17 protein-coding genes are annotated in these 15,013 nt (G+C 43.4%); 14 read left to right on the forward strand and 3 right to left on the reverse strand.

Annotated features, from left to right (window positions below; translation table 11 throughout):
- Window positions 1-32 precede the first annotated feature (32 nt).
- From rplO to truA, 13 genes are all read left to right on the forward strand, one after another.
- The gene (rplO, locus tag IGI84_RS01500; protein ID WP_003128016.1) at window positions 33-473 is read left to right on the forward strand and encodes a 50S ribosomal protein L15; all 441 of its coding nucleotides are present in this window, start codon (window positions 33-35) and stop codon (window positions 471-473) included.
- Entirely contained in the window at window positions 473-1,768 is a 1,296-nt protein-coding gene (gene secY / locus IGI84_RS01505) for a preprotein translocase subunit SecY (protein ID WP_081118834.1), read from the forward strand. The genes rplO and secY overlap by 1 nt, the downstream gene beginning before the upstream one ends.
- 60 nt (window positions 1,769-1,828) lie before the next feature.
- Window positions 1,829-2,473, forward strand: coding sequence for an adenylate kinase (locus IGI84_RS01510; RefSeq protein ID WP_005227100.1), 645 nt, complete (start codon window positions 1,829-1,831; stop codon window positions 2,471-2,473).
- Window positions 2,474-2,661: 188 nt separating this feature from the next.
- Window positions 2,662-2,880 carry a translation initiation factor IF-1 gene (infA, locus tag IGI84_RS01515; RefSeq protein ID WP_002288695.1) on the forward strand — a complete coding sequence of 73 codons (219 nt, stop codon included), beginning with the start codon at window positions 2,662-2,664 and terminating at the stop codon, window positions 2,878-2,880.
- Window positions 2,881-2,912: 32 nt separating this feature from the next.
- The gene (gene rpmJ / locus IGI84_RS01520; RefSeq protein WP_002288710.1) at window positions 2,913-3,029 is read left to right on the forward strand and encodes a 50S ribosomal protein L36; all 117 of its coding nucleotides are present in this window, start codon (window positions 2,913-2,915) and stop codon (window positions 3,027-3,029) included.
- Between the two features lie 17 nt (window positions 3,030-3,046).
- Window positions 3,047-3,412 (forward strand): 30S ribosomal protein S13, encoded by a 366-nt coding sequence (gene rpsM / locus IGI84_RS01525; RefSeq protein ID WP_005227102.1) that lies wholly within the window; start codon window positions 3,047-3,049, stop codon window positions 3,410-3,412.
- Window positions 3,413-3,439: 27 nt separating this feature from the next.
- Window positions 3,440-3,829 carry a 30S ribosomal protein S11 gene (gene rpsK / locus IGI84_RS01530; RefSeq protein WP_005227104.1) on the forward strand — a complete coding sequence of 130 codons (390 nt, stop codon included), beginning with the start codon at window positions 3,440-3,442 and terminating at the stop codon, window positions 3,827-3,829.
- 79 nt (window positions 3,830-3,908) lie between these two features.
- Window positions 3,909-4,847 (forward strand): DNA-directed RNA polymerase subunit alpha, encoded by a 939-nt coding sequence (locus IGI84_RS01535; protein ID WP_008376367.1) that lies wholly within the window; start codon window positions 3,909-3,911, stop codon window positions 4,845-4,847.
- 70 nt (window positions 4,848-4,917) lie between these two features.
- Entirely contained in the window at window positions 4,918-5,298 is a 381-nt protein-coding gene (rplQ, locus tag IGI84_RS01540; RefSeq protein WP_003128038.1) for a 50S ribosomal protein L17, read from the forward strand.
- Between the two features lie 271 nt (window positions 5,299-5,569).
- A complete protein-coding gene (locus IGI84_RS01545; RefSeq protein WP_077453906.1) occupies window positions 5,570-6,406 on the forward strand; it encodes an energy-coupling factor ABC transporter ATP-binding protein in 837 nt (278 codons plus the stop codon).
- Window positions 6,382-7,248, forward strand: coding sequence for an energy-coupling factor ABC transporter ATP-binding protein (locus IGI84_RS01550; RefSeq protein WP_081118835.1), 867 nt, complete (start codon window positions 6,382-6,384; stop codon window positions 7,246-7,248). The genes IGI84_RS01545 and IGI84_RS01550 overlap by 25 nt, the downstream gene beginning before the upstream one ends.
- Complete coding sequence (locus IGI84_RS01555) at window positions 7,238-8,035, forward strand: energy-coupling factor transporter transmembrane component T family protein (protein WP_005227113.1); 798 nt, start codon at window positions 7,238-7,240, stop codon at window positions 8,033-8,035. The genes IGI84_RS01550 and IGI84_RS01555 overlap by 11 nt, the downstream gene beginning before the upstream one ends.
- 155 nt (window positions 8,036-8,190) lie before the next feature.
- A complete protein-coding gene (truA, locus tag IGI84_RS01560) occupies window positions 8,191-8,937 on the forward strand; it encodes a tRNA pseudouridine(38-40) synthase TruA (RefSeq protein WP_010748617.1) in 747 nt (248 codons plus the stop codon).
- Between the two features lie 57 nt (window positions 8,938-8,994).
- On the opposite strand, the gene IGI84_RS01565 is transcribed toward truA, so the two are convergent.
- Entirely contained in the window at window positions 8,995-10,308 is a 1,314-nt protein-coding gene (locus tag IGI84_RS01565; protein WP_081118836.1) for an MFS transporter, read from the reverse strand.
- Window positions 10,309-10,611: 303 nt separating this feature from the next.
- On the opposite strand from IGI84_RS01565, the gene IGI84_RS01570 reads away from it, so the two are divergent.
- Window positions 10,612-11,598 carry a helix-turn-helix domain-containing protein gene (locus tag IGI84_RS01570; protein WP_430600622.1) on the forward strand — a complete coding sequence of 329 codons (987 nt, stop codon included), beginning with the start codon at window positions 10,612-10,614 and terminating at the stop codon, window positions 11,596-11,598.
- Between the two features lie 202 nt (window positions 11,599-11,800).
- Here the strand turns inward: IGI84_RS01570 and IGI84_RS01575 are convergent, their stop codons facing one another.
- Window positions 11,801-14,449, reverse strand: a complete 2,649-nt coding sequence (locus tag IGI84_RS01575; RefSeq protein ID WP_077453901.1) for a YfhO family protein — start codon at window positions 14,447-14,449, stop codon at window positions 11,801-11,803.
- A 162-nt stretch (window positions 14,450-14,611) separates the two neighbouring features.
- Window positions 14,612-14,800, reverse strand: coding sequence for a 50S ribosomal protein L28 (gene rpmB, locus IGI84_RS01580; RefSeq protein WP_003128045.1), 189 nt, complete (start codon window positions 14,798-14,800; stop codon window positions 14,612-14,614).
- Window positions 14,801-15,013 lie beyond the last annotated feature (213 nt).

Genomic DNA, 15,013 nt, shown 5'->3' on the forward strand with positions numbered 1-15,013 from the left:
AGATCTAGTTTGATTAAGGAGGTGCCAAACCTATGAAACTTCATGAATTAAAACCATCAGAAGGCTCACGCCAAGTACGTAACCGTGTCGGTCGAGGAACTTCATCTGGTAACGGTAAAACAGCTGGACGTGGACAAAAAGGTCAAAAAGCTCGTTCAGGCGGCGGAGTACGTCTAGGATTCGAAGGTGGACAAACACCATTGTTCCGTCGTTTACCAAAACGTGGCTTTACAAATGTGAACCGCAAAGAATATGCAGTCATCAATCTTGATGTCTTGAACCGCTTTGAAGACGGTGCTGAAGTAACACCTGTTGCTTTACACGAAGCTGGAATCGTCAAAGACGAAAAAGCTGGAATCAAAGTATTAGCTAACGGAGAATTAACGAAGAAATTGACTGTGAAAGCAGCTAAATTCTCAAAAGCAGCTGAAGAAGCAATCGTTGCTGCTGGTGGATCAATCGAGGTGATCTAATGATCAGACTATTGAAGGATGCCTTTAAGGTTAAGGATATTAGATCCAGAATATTGTTCACTGTCTTAATCTTGTTTGTCTTTCGTCTGGGAACACATATTACTGTGCCAGGCGTAGACGCAAGTCGCCTAAATACCATCGCGGATCTACCATTTTTAAACATGTTGAACTTGGTAAGTGGTGGCGCCATGCAACAATTTTCGATTTTCTCGATGGGGGTTTCGCCTTACATTACTGCCTCAATTGTCATTCAGTTGTTGCAGATGGATATTGTCCCTAAATTTGTTGAATGGTCGAAGCAAGGTGAAGTGGGTCGTAAGAAATTAAATCAGGCAACACGTTACTTGACGTTGGTATTGGGCTTTGTCCAATCCATGACATTAACGGCTGGATTTAACTATTACACTCAACTCGGGTTTGTAAACAATCCTAATATGGCAACCTATATCGTGATCGGTCTGATTTTAACAGCCGGAACGATGTTAGTTACTTGGTTAGGAGAGCAGATCACCGAGCGTGGTATCGGAAACGGTGTGTCAATGATCATCTTTGCAGGGATCATTTCACGCTTACCAGCAAGCATCAAAGAATTGATTGAAGATTACTTCATTAACGTGGATCAATCGGATATCTGGCTGAATGCTATCTTTATGGCGCTGCTTGTGATCGCTGTGTTGATCGTCATTACTTTAGTAACGTATGTTCAACAAGCGGAACGCAAGATTCCGATCCAATATACAAAACGGGTAGCAGGAGCGCCTACAAGCAGTTACCTTCCTTTGAAAGTAAATGCTGCCGGGGTTATCCCAGTTATCTTTGCCAGTTCTTTTATTACAACACCAAATGCGATCATTCAAGCATTAGGTAGTTCATATAAAGGAGAAACTTGGTACGAAGTGGTGCAAACGATCTTTAGTTACAACACTGTACCGGGTGCGATCATCTATACTGTCTTGATCGTTGCGTTTACCTTCTTCTACGCATTTGTTCAAGTGAACCCTGAGAAATTAGCGGAAAACTTGCAAAAACAAGGAAGTTACATTCCGAGTGTGCGTCCTGGTAAAGGAACCGAAGAATATGTATCACGTTTGTTGATGCGATTAAGCACGGTTGGATCGATCTTTTTAGGATTGGTTGCTTTACTTCCAATCATCGCTCAGATGGCTTGGAATCTACCGCAATCGATCGGACTAGGTGGAACGAGTCTATTGATCATTATCGGTGTGGCACTTGATACTGCCAAGCAGTTAGAAGGGCTTATGCTGAAACGGAAATATACTGGTTTCATCAATTAAAGTTATTGAAGTGTTGAGGATTTCCTCAACACTATTCAAAAACTTACAGGAGGAATTAGAATGAACTTCATTTTAATGGGATTACCTGGTGCTGGAAAAGGTACTCAGGCAGAACGTATCGTTGCTGAATACGGTCTTCCTCATATTTCAACAGGCGATATGTTTCGGGCTGCGATGGCGAACGAAACAGAACTAGGCCTTAAAGCAAAATCATACATGGATCAAGGCGCATTAGTTCCTGATGAGGTTACAAATGGGATCGTTAAAGAACGTTTAGCTGAACCTGATACCGAGAAAGGTTTCTTATTAGATGGTTTTCCTCGTACATTGGATCAAGCAAAAGCGTTAGATGAGATGCTAGCTGACCTTAACAAAAAACTTGATGCCGTTATTGATATTCATGTTCCTGAAGAAGTTCTTGTAGAACGTTTAGCCGGCCGCTTCATGTGCCGCAATTGTGGGGCAACTTATCATAAATTGTTCAATCCTCCAAAAGAGGAAGGAACATGTGATCGTTGTGGAAGTCATGACTTCTACCAGCGTGAAGATGATAAGCCTGAGACGGTCAAAAATCGTCTAGCTGTCAATATCAAAAGCAGTGAACCAATTTTGACTTATTACAAAGACAAAGGGTTATTGCAATCGATTGATGGGGATCGTGACATCGACGCTGTATTCGAAGATGTTCAAAAGATCATTGACTAATCATAGATTGCCCGAGTCCAACTTGCAGCTTAAAACTTTCTCTTGAAATCTTTGACAGGATATGATAGAATATGTCAGTCCGACTTCTACTTTTTATTAAGTAGGAGCATAGTTTGAGAATATCAGGTGGGAACCGAGTTTCCGCCATTTTATCGTGTGAAAATCACAAGTACAAGGAGGTACTGTGCGTGGCAAAAGAAGATATGATTGAAGTCGAAGGTACAGTCGTCGAAACTTTGCCGAATGCAATGTTTAAAGTAGAATTGGAAAACGGACACCAAGTTCTAGCGACCGTTTCTGGTAAGATCCGGATGCACTACATTCGTATTTTACCTGGAGACAAAGTGACGGTGGAATTATCCCCTTATGATCTGAACCGTGGCCGCATTACTTATCGCTTTAAATAATTGTACTCCGTAAAACCACAGGAGGTATTATCATGAAAGTAAGACCATCAGTAAAACCAATGTGCGAACATTGTAAAGTAATTCGTCGTAAAGGACGCGTTATGGTGATTTGCCCAGCAAATCCAAAACATAAACAACGTCAAGGATAATCGGAGGTGTAACAAATATGGCTCGTATTGCAGGAGTAGATATTCCTCGTGATAAACGTGTGGTCGTTTCACTTACTTATATCTATGGTATTGGTAACACGACTGCAAAACAAATTTTAGCTGACGCTGGCGTGTCTGAAGAAGTTCGTGTTCGTGATTTAACGAATGAACAAACAGATGCTATCCGTGCAGAAGTTGATAAATTAAAAGTTGAAGGTGACCTTCGTCGTGAAGTGAACTTAAACATCAAACGATTGATGGAAATCGGTTCTTACCGTGGGATCCGTCATCGCCGTGGATTGCCAGTTCGTGGACAAAACACGAAAAACAATGCACGTACTCGTAAAGGCCCGTCTAAAACAGTCGCAGGCAAGAAAAAATAATTCCTAAGTGAAGGAGGTTAAAACTTCATGGCAGCAAAAAAAGTGAGTCGTAAACGCCGTGTGAAAAAGAATATTGAAGCGGGTATTGCACATATTCACTCAACATTCAATAATACAATCGTAATGATCACTGATACTCATGGTAATGCATTAGCATGGTCATCAGCTGGTTCATTAGGTTTCAAAGGAAGCAAAAAATCTACTCCTTTTGCCGCTCAAATGGCAGCAGAAACAGCTACCAAAGCAGCAATGGAACACGGATTAAGAACTGTTGAAGTAACAGTTAAAGGACCTGGTTCTGGACGTGAAGCAGCAATTCGTTCATTACAAGCAGCAGGTTTGGAAGTGAGTGCGATCCGTGACGTGACTCCAGTCCCTCATAATGGATGCCGCCCTCCAAAACGCCGTCGTGTTTAATGAGTGCTGCTCATTTTGAGTGTAACAAAAACGTCATTGAACAAGACACTTTTCGTTTTGAAAGGGGTAATAGATAAGAATGATTGAATTCGAAAAACCAAGAATCGCAAAGATTGATGAAGACAAAGATTATGGCAAGTTCATCGTGGAACCTCTTGAAAGAGGCTACGGAACTACACTAGGAAATTCCCTACGTCGTATTTTATTATCTTCTTTACCTGGTGCGGCAATCACCAATATTCAAATCGATGGAGTTTTACACGAATTCTCAACTGTTAAGGGTGTTCGGGAAGACGTTGCTCAAATCATCTTGAATATTAAAGGTCTTGCATTGAAAATGTACGGGGATGAAGAAAAGACCCTTGAAATTGATATTTCAGGACCTGCTACAGTAACTGCTGGCGATATCATCGTTGATAGTGATGTAGAAATCCTTAACAAAGATATGTATATCTGTACCGTTTCTGAAGGTGCTACGTTCCATGCTCGCTTAACAGTGAAACCTGGCCGCGGCTACGTTCAAGCGGACGAAAACAAAAAAGAAGACATGCCAATCGGCGTTCTTCCAGTCGATTCAATCTATACACCAGTACGTCGTGTCAACTACCAAGTAGAAAACACACGTGTCGGTCGTCGGGATGATTTCGACAAATTAACGATGGAAATATGGACTGATGGCTCAATCGAACCATTGGAAGCAATGAGTTTGTCTGCGAAGATCATGACTGAACATTTAGACATCTTTGTTAACCTAACGGATGAAGCGAAAAACGCTGAAATCATGGTTGAAAAAGAAGAAACACAAAAAGAAAAAATGTTGGAAATGACCATCGAAGAATTAGACTTATCTGTTCGTTCATACAACTGTCTAAAACGTGCAGGAATCAATACTGTACAAGAATTGACAAACAAATCTGAACCAGAAATGATCAAAGTAAGAAACTTAGGCCGTAAATCTCTTGAAGAGGTCAAGGTGAAATTACATGATTTAGGTTTAGGACTACGTAAAGACGATTAAACCGTTTTCGATTACGTTAGTTCGGTTCGTCTGACCGATACAACATTCGAAAGTGAAGGAGGGAAACCACGTGAGTTATCGTAAACTAGGACGCACATCTAGCCAACGTAAAGCGATGTTGCGTGATTTGACAACTGATTTATTCATTAACGAACGTATCGTTACGACTGAAGCTCGTGCGAAAGAAGTTCGTTCAACTGCAGAAAAAATGATCACTTTAGGTAAACGTGGTGATTTGCATGCACGTCGTCAAGCAGCAGCATTCGTTCGTAATGAAGTTGCAAGTGTACGTGAAGAAAACGAAGAAGTAGTTATTGAATCAGCATTACAAAAATTATTCAATGATATCGCTCCTCGTTACACAGATCGCCAAGGTGGATATACTCGTATCTTGAAAACAGAACCAAGACGCGGAGATGCTGCACCAATGGTTATCCTAGAACTTGTTTAAAATCACACTTATCATCACTTTATAGATGTTTACTAAGAGTGTTATGATGTTGGAAGAAACTTTCCGAGTCTAGCTCAGCGCCTACACCTCGATGTATTTCGAGGTGTACGCACTCATCATAAAGTGCTTTTTTTTTACTTTCGATTACCTGTCAAGACAGGTGATGGCAAGTGAAAAAAAGATCTGGAGACAAATCGTGCGTGAATCATTGAAAAACGTGCGCTTTTTTGGTAGTGTTAGAAAGAATTAATCGCAAATGAAGGAGTCTATCATGAAGCCAATCATTGAATTGAATGCTATTACTGTGCGTTATAGCGAAGAAGAGCGTGCCGCGTTAAATAACGTATCCTTTTCCATCAACAAAGGGGAATGGGTAGCGTTGATCGGCCATAACGGCTCTGGTAAATCAACTTTAGCAAAAACCATCAATGGCTTGATTTTGCCACAAGAAGGCAGTGTTTCTGTCGGCGAATTGCCTTTGAATGAAGAAAATATCTGGAATATTCGAAAAATGGTCGGTATGGTCTTTCAAAATCCTGACAATCAATTCGTTGGTTCGACGGTGGAAGATGATGTGGCTTTCGGTTTAGAAAATCAAGGAATCCCGCGAGAAGAAATGCTGGTTCGTGTCAAAGACGCTCTTGAACAAGTACGGATGAGCGAGTTTGCGACTCGGGAACCCGCGCGTCTTTCTGGTGGTCAAAAACAGCGGGTAGCCATTGCCGGCGTCGTTGCATTGCGCCCAGATATCATCATTCTTGATGAAGCCACTAGTATGCTAGATCCAGAAGGCCGTGAAGAAGTGATCGCAACGATCAAAAAAATCAAAGAGAAAAACAATTTGACCGTGCTATCGATCACCCATGATATCGATGAAGCAGCCAACGCCAATCGGGTGCTGGTGATGCGTCAAGGAGAGCTCGTTCGCGAAGGGACACCCGCAGAGATTTTTTCTGCAGGTCCGGAACTGATTGAGCTAGGCTTAGATCTGCCGTTTCCTGAAAAATTAAAGGCGGCACTAAAACAGCGGGGCATCACGGTACCACAAGCGTACTTAACTGAAGAAGGGATGGTGGATTGGCTATGGACATCCGTTTTGAACAAGTAGGATTCACCTACCAACCGCATTCTCCGTTTGAACAACGGGTTTTGTTCGATATCGATTTAGAGATCAAAGAAGGCTCTTATACCGCCTTGGTCGGTCATACAGGGAGCGGAAAATCTACGTTGCTGCAGCACTTGAATGCATTATTAAAACCAACGACTGGCACGGTCACGATCGGTGAGCGAGTCATCAAACCCGAGACAGACAACAAAAATCTAAAACCGTTACGTAAAAAAGTCGGGATCGTTTTTCAATTTCCTGAATCCCAATTATTTGAAGAAACCGTGGCGAGAGATATCGCTTTTGGACCGAAAAACTTTGGTGTCTCCGAAGAAGCAGCCAAAGGATTAGCCCAAGAATACATTCAATTGGTAGGTTTAGATGAAAGTTTTCTGGAACGTTCGCCATTCGACCTTTCAGGGGGCCAAATGCGCCGTGTAGCGATTGCTGGGGTCTTAGCTATGGAACCAGAAGTTTTGGTCTTAGACGAGCCGACAGCGGGCTTAGATCCGCAAGGACGCAAAGAGATGATGGAAATGTTTGATCGCCTGCATCGGGAAAAGAACATGACGATCATTTTAGTGACCCACTTGATGGATGATGTGGCGAACTATGCTGATTATGTCTATGTGCTAGAAAAAGGCCGTCTCGTCAAAGCCGGCACGCCGTCTGTTGTGTTTCAAGACACTGCCTGGCTGCAAGAAAAGCAGTTGGGGGTACCGACAGCAACCGCATTTGCGGAACAACTCCAAGCCAGAGGATTGGTATTTGAGCAGTTGCCGCTAACGGCTGATGAACTGGCAGATGTTTTAGTAGCAAAGGGGGCGACTGCCCATGATGAATAAACTGATTTTCGGTCGTTTTATTCCCGGGGACTCCTTGATCCACCGCTTAGATCCACGGGTCAAATTGATTGCTAGTTTTTATTTTATCGCGATTATCTTTTTGGCAAATAATTGGCAAAGCTATTTATTAGCGGGAGCTTTTACGCTTTTTTGTATCTCCTTTTCAAAAATCGATTTTGGCTTCTTTATTCGCGGCGTGCGACCTTTGATTTGGCTGATTTTGTTTACCGTGGCGTTACAGATTTTGTTTACTACCGGCGGCGACGTCTACTGGTCTTGGTGGATCTTTAACATCACAGAATTTGGTGTCCAAAACGGGATCTTTATTTTTTGTCGTTTTGTTTTGATCATTTTCATGTCGACCTTGTTGACGTTAACGACACCCCCATTAGAGCTTTCAGATGCGATCGAATACATTTTGCGTCCTTTAAAAGCGATCCGTTTCCCTGTCCATGAAATCTCACTGATGCTGTCGATCGCGTTGCGCTTTGTGCCAACCTTGATGGATGAAACAGAAAAAATTATGAATGCTCAGCGTGCCCGCGGGGTCGATTTCGGCGAAGGGGGACTGTTGCAGAAGATGAAGGCGATCGTTCCTTTATTGATTCCTTTATTTGTCAGCAGCTTTAACCGTGCGGAAGATCTAGCTACCGCTATGGAAGCCAGAGGCTATCAAGGCGGCGAAGGGCGTACGAAGTATCGGATTTTGCACTGGCATCAACGGGACACATTGGTTGTCATCGTTTTTGCGCTCTTTACAGTCGCGTTAGTGTTCTTAAGAGGATAATCGAAGACCTATGATTGAAGTCAACCCACGAAAGGTTCTTAACGAAGCAACGAGGCTGCTGGCGATCCCAGTGGCTGGTTCGAAAAGGCCTGTCGATCGATCAGACTTTTCTCATAGGCTTTTTTTTGAAAAAATAGAAAGAAACAGGTGATTCAATGGTCCGCTATAAAGCGACGATCGCTTATGATGGCACGAATTTTCAAGGATTTCAGCGTCAACCCAATGGACGAACGGTTCAAGAAGAGATTGAAAAGACATTAACGAAGATGAACAATGGGCAACCGATCCAGATTCATGGCTCTGGCCGCACCGATGCGGGGGTCCATGCGCAAGGGCAAGTGATCCACTTCGATTTCCCTCAAAAGCGTCCACTGGAAAAAATGCGCTTTGGTTTAGATACCCAAACGCCAGAAGATGTTGCGGTAAAATCGGTGGAGATCGTTGACGATACCTTCCATGCCCGCTACTTAGTCGTTGAAAAAACCTACCAGTTTCGAGTGGACATTGGGAAACCTCGCAGTCCTTTCCGCCGTCATTATGCCAGCTATTATCCGTATCCGCTAGATTTGGAAAAAATCCAACGAGCGTTGCCAGATTTTTTAGGCACCCATGACTTTACCAGTTTTTGTGCGACGGGCAGTTCCGTTGATGACAAAACACGGACGATCCATGAAGCATCCATGGCAGTCAATGACGCTGGAGATGAGTTGATTTTCACCTTTCGCGGCGATGGATTTTTGTATAAGATGATTCGGATCATGGTGGGCACATTGCTGAAAATCGGCAATGGACGCCTCGCACCTGACAGTATTCCTGCGATCATTGCGCAAAAAGACCGAAATGCAGCAGGTCCCACAGCTCATCCAGAAGGATTGTATTTGGTTCACGTTGCCTATGAATAAGGAAAAACACAAGCTTCGCTGCTCTTGTCCAAAAAGAGAAAGCGAAAGCTTGTGTTTTTATTTTTTCTCAGGCAAAACAGGGGCAGTTTCTTGCCAATCTTCAGTCCTTTCCGCAGCGGTTTTAGACGCAGCAGTGGTGGGTGTTTTTTCTAAAGTACTGGCAGCGACTAAGGCGGCGATGGCTACTAAAAATGCGAAAAGCAAGTAAAGCAGCCAGCTCCAAGCAACGTGATAGCGATTGCCGATGCCTAAAAAGACCATTTGACCGACGGGTCCCCCTAGCATCACGATGGTGGAAAAGATCCCGCTGCTGATGGCGAGATGTTCTTCATCGATCTCACGAATCAGATGTGCCGAAAAGCGGGGATTGATTTTCCCAATCAGGTAGCCTTCAGCAAAGAGCAGCGCAATCATGAGCCAACGGTTATGCAGGAAGAGAAAATTCAAGGTCAACAGACATAAAACGAAAGAGGTATACGCAATCAAACGAACCAGACCGGTATTCTTGAACCAGTCGGCAGCAAACAAGGCACCAGCGACCATACCGATCGAAGTAGCGATACCTGCCATCGCAACGGTGTTACCATAAGTGGCAAACCAAAGCGCAAGGTCATCCAACAACTGGAGATTTAGTAGACCGCTCGTACTAGCGGCTAAGGTATTGATCAATAAGGCAAAGAGGATCATCTTTTTAAGAAAAGCCGTACCAGTCAATAATTTAAAGGTTTCCGAGAAATTCTGAAAGAGTGGTGTGGGTGCTTGATTGATTTTCCCAGGCACCGCATAAAAGAGCGAGCGGTTCCAGAAAATCACGATTGTGGCTAAGAAAAACGTCACGGCATTGATCAAACCAAAAGCGGCAAAATTATTATTCAGTAAAACGATCCCCCAAGCACCGATCCCTTGAAAGACGATTTGAACGGTGGTTTGACACGCCATTTGAAAACCCATGGCACTGTCTAAGGCGTCGGCTGGCACAAGACGGCGAACATAAGGCAACTGTAACCCAGAACAATAAGCGCCCAAACAATCAGAAACAATATTGATGCCTAGCAAAAGGAAGAAAGACCATAGACTAGGCGGTAGTTGGATCAAAAAAGCGAGTGCCACAAAAAGGACGCCTTGCAACAGCCGACTGCTGATCATCCATTGCACTTTGTTTTTGGTACGATCGGCTAGATAGCCGGTCAGGATTCGTAAGAGATCAGGGACCAGCAGGGCCATGGAGGCTAAGGAAACAGCAAGGGCATTAAAGGGTAATGTACTGGCATAAACTACAAAGACGATATTAAATAAACTCATGCCGATGCCGCTGAGCAAGGCGGCGTTGACTAAGGCACGATAGCCTTTGTTTTGTTGATATTCTTTCATCGAAATCATCCTTTCACGTTCTACGTTGTAAAATCAGTATAGGATGCTTTATACTAGGAAGAGAAAAAATTCCACTATAGTGGAATTTAAATGTACCAGGAGCATACCAGAGGTTACTGTCACGAGTGGCTAACAGCTAAAAGAGTGGCATATAAATAAGGTACCGTAGGTTTTGTTCCTCAACATTTTATAAGGTTGAATCTAAATTTGAATCTAAATATAGTAGCATTTAATTGCAGAGTTTCATTCGTAAAGCAAGATTGGTTTGGCGTTTGCAGATCGATCGCTGTGAGGAGGATGGTTATGGAAGAAGGAAAATTGTACCGACAATTGCGCAAAGAGCGCGTCTATACGATCGCTCAAGTGGCGGATGAACAAAACAGTCGCTCGTTTATCAGTAAATTTGAGCAAGGTGCTTCAAGTATCAGTATTCATCGATTGGAACGCCTATTAGAAAATATCCATGTTACGGTGGAGGAGTTTTATTATTTACGTGCACAGCAAAAGGGCATAAAAAGTCACGACAACCTGATGAGCTTTCCCAGCTATATGACGAGCGAATTTATGGATTTACTGGATCGAATCTTAGGGATCAACAAAGAAGCTTATTTGAGTAACGCCCACGCCCAGCGAAGCAAAGAAGGGCTGGAGGAAATGCGCAGTGAACTGATCGCCGCTTCCAAACAGCATTCTTTTGTTTTTCTGTACCTTGAGATCACAAAGGAGATACATGAAATCAATCTCTCAGGTCCTAAACCCAATCACTCTTCTGGTGACTATATGGAAAAGCTACGCATCAAAACCCGACCCGTCATCTCCTACCTTATGAAAGTAGACAACTGGGGCGTCTATGAGATTTTGCTGTTTCGCTATTTTCAATTCTTGTTTCCTGTCGAAACCTCCTATCACTTACTGCAGGTTGCTATTTCACGGACCAAAAAAGAACAAGGTTTGTCCATGATGCGAGAAATACAAATGGATTTGATTTTTAGTTGTTTTACGACGTTTGTCAATTTTCGCCGTCTGGAGTGGGCAAAAGAGGTGTTGACCATTGCGGAGGAATTATTGGCAGATCGCGGAGACATGCTAAACAGCACGCATCTCCTTTGCTATCAAGGATGGTATTGGTATATTTATGGCGATCAAGAAAAAGGACTGTTGAAAATCGACCAAGGGCTTTCGATCTTTCGCGTCTTGAAACAAACCAAAATGGTTAAATTATGGGAGCGATCGTTGCACTCCATCAAGAAAAATGCGGAAGAACCTAACAGTTATCTTATGTTTCGCTAAACGCTCTAAGGGCTAGGTATTTGGCCCCCGAATCGAAGGGGACCTAGTCGATAGTGGATGCTAAGACCACTAGAGCGAACAGCTGCGGAACCCCAGCACAAAAAAAGAACCAAACTCACCGATCATTGAGGGACACCCATAAGTCAGCGTTTGCTCTAACTTAAGGGGATCACCTCAAAGGGACGAGTTGGTTCTTTTTCGATTAGTTTTCTGGCGCTTGATCCATGAGTTGACGTTGTTCGGCCAAGACTTGCTTTTTGGCTACTTGTTTCTGGTAAAACCAAGCAAACAAGATAAACAATGCGATGCAGCCGAAGAACAAGAAAACACCGATAACAAAGCCTTGCGGCAAGAAGGACAGTTCCAAGTGATGGCTACCACTTGGGATCGTCACACTGATAAAGCCGTCTTGAAAGGCCGTGATTGGGACTTCTTTGCCATCAAGCGTAGCAGTCCAGCCCTTGTCATAAGGGATGGTCGTCACAAGCTGCTGCTCTTTTTCAGTCGTGATATCGGCTTTGGCACTGCGTTTGCCGACAGTCATAGCGACCCCTCGATCTTGGATCGCATCAATTGCTTGTTGGTAGGCGTTGGTATCCAAGGTGACGACTTGCGGGTTTTGGAATGAGATCTCAGGTGTTCCGTAGAAGCTGACGGTGAATTGAACCGTCGTATCGGTCTCGTAGTGCCCTAAGTCGTAGTATTGACCATTGATACTGATTTGCGTTTCTCGCTGCTGGCCGTTGACTGTTACGGTGGCAGATGAGCTTTCCAATTCTCCGAAGTTGGCAGGGAAGAGACTCAAGTACGCTTGCGAGTTCGCCGGAACCTCCACTTGCCAAGTCACTTCTTTTGCGACATTGCTTTCTTGCTCGGTAAATTTCATATACATGCCGTCATTGGTGATATCTGTATTTTTACTATGGATCACCGTGATCGGCTGAAAGGCAAAATACTCTAAATTTAAATCGGCCAAGCCGTTGAAAAGATTTTTCTGGCTCGTCAAGTTGTCGTTTTGCGGCTGTTCAATCGATTCGATGGTCGGTTCAGCCAAGAAACCTAAAGGTAATGCATTTTGATTTTCATAAAGCTTGTATTCACCAGATTCCCCGACTCGTTGAAAGCCATATTTGGTGAGATTTGGCTTGGAGATATTGTATTTGATCCCTGTAAAAGCATCCATCAGCAAGGTATTATTCGGATAGCGGATATTTAAATTGGTGCCGCGGGACCGAAAGCCCAGTTTGTCCAGGTAGCTTGAGGAATTGCGGTTACGGATCGAAGAAAACATGCTGACACCGCTGTAGCCATAATTGATACTGTCGTTGGAAGAAACAGGATCAAGGTTTTCTAATCGGAAAAAGGTATCATTGTCTTCGTTGGCTTGAGTGACTAGCTTTTTGATGTCCGGATAAGGTTCTGTATACAAACTGCGAGAAGCATAGTTCCAATCATTCAAAATTCCGCGAACCATGCCGCTGGTATTGACGGCCATTTCTCCGCAGACGAAGATCAGCATCAAGATCGTCACTCGTTTTTGTGTTAAAAGCCCTAATTGCCCGAACCCAATACATAACAGGTAAAGAACAAAGAATACGATCGTTAGCGCAAAAGAAGTAGCGGACACATATTCATAGGTTCCAGGTCCTTTCAATGCGTAGGAGAGGGCAAACACCACGATCGTAGAAAGACCAATAATGAGAAACAATCCACGATCTTTTTGCTGCAGCTGCTCCCACCCGTATCCCGCCAGCATGATCACTAAGAAGGAGAACAAATAGGCATAACGGAAAAGGAACATATTTGGGGCATGCATCCCGTGCCAAAAAAGATTCATCGGCACGATATAAAAACTGGCAATCAAAACAGCAAACATGCCAGCGTATAAGAATTTATCTTTCAAGCGGATTTTCTTCGAAACAAAATATAAAATACATAACAGCAACGGCAATAAGCCGATATAGATGAAGGGAATGGAGCCGTATTTTGTTGTATCGTAAACGCCGATCATGTTTTTCATTACAAGGTCAAAGACATCGGTGGCTTCGGTTTTAAAGGAAGAAATCGTCGTCAACTCTTCCCCGTTCGACCGCAAATCCAGCAGGGCAGGTAAGATGATCACCATTGAGGCGCCCCCTGCTAACAAGGAGGTGATGCCGTAAGGGATGATCGCCCCGCGAGCTTGTTTCCAGTTGCGGCCCAATTGGACCAAGAAATACATCACGGAAAAGAGACCAATCATAAAGCCCATGTAAAAACTGGATAAAAATAACAGCAAGTAGCTGATAAACAGCACGACTGGTTTTTTCTTTTTCACTAAACGGTCAATGCCTAAAATCACCAGTGGCAGATAGATCATGGCATCAAGCCACATGATCAGTTCCGAATGGGCGGTGATGAAGGACATCAAGGCATAGCAGACGGCTAAGGTCACGTGTTGCCAACGTTGGATCTTAAAGGTTTGGCTGGCATAAAACCAAAACGCCAAGCCCGCGCTGCCGATCTTGATCAAGGTCAAAAAGTACAGCGCATCTGGCATCAGCTGATTCGGGAATAACAAGACCAGGGGAGTGAAGATCCCGCCTAAGTAATAGGAGATCAATGCCAGATAATTTAAGCCTAAGGAGGCGTTCCACGTATAAAAGATACTTTGCTTGCCTAAGAGCATATTGCGGAAGCTGGCATGAAAGTTTGAGAATTGCGAAAAGGCATCACTGGCTAAGACGCTGCGGCTGCTGCCGGGGTAGATGCCAATGGTCAAATAGATCACTGCCATGATAAGAAACGGCAAGAAGAAACTAGCAAGCATATAAGGCCAATGTTGTTTGGCAAATGTTTTTATTTTCGTCACAAGAAGTCACCTGTTCTTTATCAATTTTTTCTTAGTTTACCACAGGTGAATCGATTAAAAAAACAAAGACCTATTTTCTTTAATGAAAACCTAAGTGAAAGCGCACCAAAGAAAAAAGGGCACAAAAAAAGCCGTTCAAAACGAACGGCCGAAAAGGTCTAATTATACGCGCTCAACTTTTCCAGATTTCAAAGCACGAGTTGACACCCAAACTTTTTTAGGTTTTCCGTCAATCATAACGCGAACTTTTTGCAAGTTAGGTTTCACAGTACGTTTTGTCGCATTCATTGCGTGAGAACGATTGTTTCCACTTGTAGTTTTACGTCCAGTAAAGTAACAAACTTTAGCCATGTGGTTATTTCCTCCTTTGCCTTGATGTTGGAGCGCTATTTCAGCTCATACCATCTGAATTTATCACAGAAAGGTGAAAAAAGCAAGAGTAATTTTCAAGAAACATTGACTTTTCCCGGTAAACATTGTAAATTAAACAAGGTCGAAATGCAAGACGTTTGGTCAGAAAGCCCCTTTTCATATGTCTCATCCTTTTATTTGCGGTACAGCTAT

The organism is Enterococcus sp. DIV0008, from assembly GCF_050542615.1.
GTDB lineage: Bacteria > Bacillota > Bacilli > Lactobacillales > Enterococcaceae > Enterococcus_D > Enterococcus_D innesii.

Coding starts and splice junctions, on each gene's coding strand:
- rplO (WP_003128016.1), top strand. CDS start 33: ATGAAACTTCATGAATTAAAACCATCAGAAGGCTCACGCCAAGTACGT.
- secY (WP_081118834.1), top strand. CDS start 473: ATGATCAGACTATTGAAGGATGCCTTTAAGGTTAAGGATATTAGATCC.
- IGI84_RS01510 (WP_005227100.1), top strand. CDS start 1,829: ATGAACTTCATTTTAATGGGATTACCTGGTGCTGGAAAAGGTACTCAG.
- rpmJ (WP_002288710.1), top strand. CDS start 2,913: ATGAAAGTAAGACCATCAGTAAAACCAATGTGCGAACATTGTAAAGTA.
- rpsM (WP_005227102.1), top strand. CDS start 3,047: ATGGCTCGTATTGCAGGAGTAGATATTCCTCGTGATAAACGTGTGGTC.
- rpsK (WP_005227104.1), top strand. CDS start 3,440: ATGGCAGCAAAAAAAGTGAGTCGTAAACGCCGTGTGAAAAAGAATATT.
- IGI84_RS01535 (WP_008376367.1), top strand. CDS start 3,909: ATGATTGAATTCGAAAAACCAAGAATCGCAAAGATTGATGAAGACAAA.
- IGI84_RS01545 (WP_077453906.1), top strand. CDS start 5,570: ATGAAGCCAATCATTGAATTGAATGCTATTACTGTGCGTTATAGCGAA.
- IGI84_RS01550 (WP_081118835.1), top strand. CDS start 6,382: ATGGACATCCGTTTTGAACAAGTAGGATTCACCTACCAACCGCATTCT.
- IGI84_RS01555 (WP_005227113.1), top strand. CDS start 7,238: ATGATGAATAAACTGATTTTCGGTCGTTTTATTCCCGGGGACTCCTTG.
- truA (WP_010748617.1), top strand. CDS start 8,191: ATGGTCCGCTATAAAGCGACGATCGCTTATGATGGCACGAATTTTCAA.
- IGI84_RS01565 (WP_081118836.1), bottom strand. CDS start 10,308: ATGAAAGAATATCAACAAAACAAAGGCTATCGTGCCTTAGTCAACGCC.
- IGI84_RS01570 (WP_430600622.1), top strand. CDS start 10,612: ATGGAAGAAGGAAAATTGTACCGACAATTGCGCAAAGAGCGCGTCTAT.
- rpmB (WP_003128045.1), bottom strand. CDS start 14,800: ATGGCTAAAGTTTGTTACTTTACTGGACGTAAAACTACAAGTGGAAAC.